Source organism: Parashewanella curva (assembly GCF_003675895.1).
GTDB classification, from domain to species: domain Bacteria; phylum Pseudomonadota; class Gammaproteobacteria; order Enterobacterales; family Shewanellaceae; genus Parashewanella; species Parashewanella curva.
On the sequence record NZ_ML014931.1, the window covers coordinates 1 to 1,696 of the forward strand.

2 protein-coding genes are annotated in these 1,696 nt (G+C 38.1%); one reads left to right on the forward strand and one right to left on the reverse strand.

The window, feature by feature from the left end; genetic code table 11:
* The first annotated feature begins 85 nt into the window (after positions 1-85).
* The gene (locus D5018_RS21255; protein ID WP_121840963.1) at positions 86-568 is read left to right on the forward strand and encodes a GNAT family N-acetyltransferase; all 483 of its coding nucleotides are present in this window, start codon (positions 86-88) and stop codon (positions 566-568) included.
* Positions 569-846: 278 nt separating this feature from the next.
* Here the strand turns inward: D5018_RS21255 and D5018_RS21260 are convergent, their stop codons facing one another.
* Complete coding sequence (locus D5018_RS21260) at positions 847-1,404, reverse strand: recombinase family protein (protein ID WP_121840964.1); 558 nt, start codon at positions 1,402-1,404, stop codon at positions 847-849.
* Between the last annotated feature and the right edge of the window lie 292 nt (positions 1,405-1,696).

Genomic DNA, 1,696 nt, shown 5'->3' on the forward strand with positions numbered 1-1,696 from the left:
AAGAAGTAACCAAGTTTTTTAATCAAGTCATGCAAATGGATACTTTTACATTACGCCAAGAGGCTATTTCAACTGAAAAGTTCCCATGATTTTAGCTAAAAATGAACTCCGAAACTTGAGTATTAATAAAGTAATTTCAGCTGCTTTTGAGAATCATCCATATAGCAATCAAAAAGAACATTACATCGTTTCGCAGCTACGTGATGATTCTGCCTTAGATGTTTCGCTTGTTGCTATATACCAAGGGGAAGTTATAGGGCATATTGCTTTTTCAACAGTCAAAATCAATGGAAATGAATACTCTTGGTATGGGCTAGCTCCAGTCGCAGTGAGTCCTTTATATCAAAAATCAGGAGTCGGTTCGAAACTCATCAAAAAAGGGACCGATGTTATAAAACAAAAAGGGGCTGAAGGCTGTTTCTTACTCGGTGAGCCTAACTACTATGAACGTTTTGGCTTTAAAGCTATGAGTGCATTAGTACTGGAAGGCGTTCCACCTGAGTATTTTCTTGCGTTAAGTTTCGAAGGGCTGATGCGCCCCAGAAATAGTGGACACCAGATTAAGTGAGTATAATCACTAATCGAGGTGACCAATGACAACAACAAAAAAGAACCGTAAAACTTATTCAACCGAATTTGGGGGTCTTGTGACCAAAGGTACATTTTTTCCCGCGACCTTCTGTAAGCCTTGCTGTTACTGGGCCAGAGCGAAATAATTGATTTTTATACCGTCTGGCTAACTAATTGTAACCCACTGTATCTATTTAATTTTAACAAATCGACAGCTTTCGCAAACTATTCTCAGCAGCAATTTTTTATCGTGATTGTTACATAATTGATGATTTCTTATGTTTTTGGAAGATAGCTATACAGTGTTTGCCGGCTAATATTGAATTCTTTAGCAAGAGCTGATTTATTTTCTCCATTTGCAATTCTGGTTTTTAGTTCTGAAGCTTGTGCTTCTGAGAGTGCTTTTTTTCTACCTTTATATACACCACGTTTTTTGGCTAGCTCGATCCCTTCACGTTGTCTTTCTTTTATTAGTTCTCTTTCAAATTCAGCAAAGGCGCCCATGACTGAAAGTAGCAAATTAGACATTGGAGAATCTTGATTATTGAATGTTAAGCATTCTTTTACAAAAGTTACATCGATACCACGGCTTATTAACTCTTTTACTACCCTGCGCAGATCGTCTAAATTTCGTGCTAACCGATCCATACTGTGCACGTATACGGTATCTCCTTCACGAACGAATGCGAGCATTTCTTTTAGCTGATGGCGTTCAGTATCTTTACCGGATGCCTTATCGGTAAAAATTTTGTCGAGTGTCAAATTTTCTAACTGACGAGATTCATTCTGATCAAAGCTACTAACCCGACGGTAGCCAATTTTTTGGCCTTTCATAGAGAGATCCTGAATAATTGTAAAGATAGGATCTTAGACCTTTAGAAATGAGTGTCAACAAATAATAAAACAAACCCTAAATGGACACTGTTACAGCTACTAGCTTTACGTCCATTTAGGGTATACATCACATTACAGTCTTATGAGTTTTGATATTGCAGTTAAATTTTAACGAGCGGAGCGAAAATCTCGGGGGCTTGCCCCCGTGCTGGATAGTGTAGACTGGGCGGTTCCCAGTCTATATTATCCTGTATATGGAACTTCAAAGAAATTCACATCACGTTTACCGATT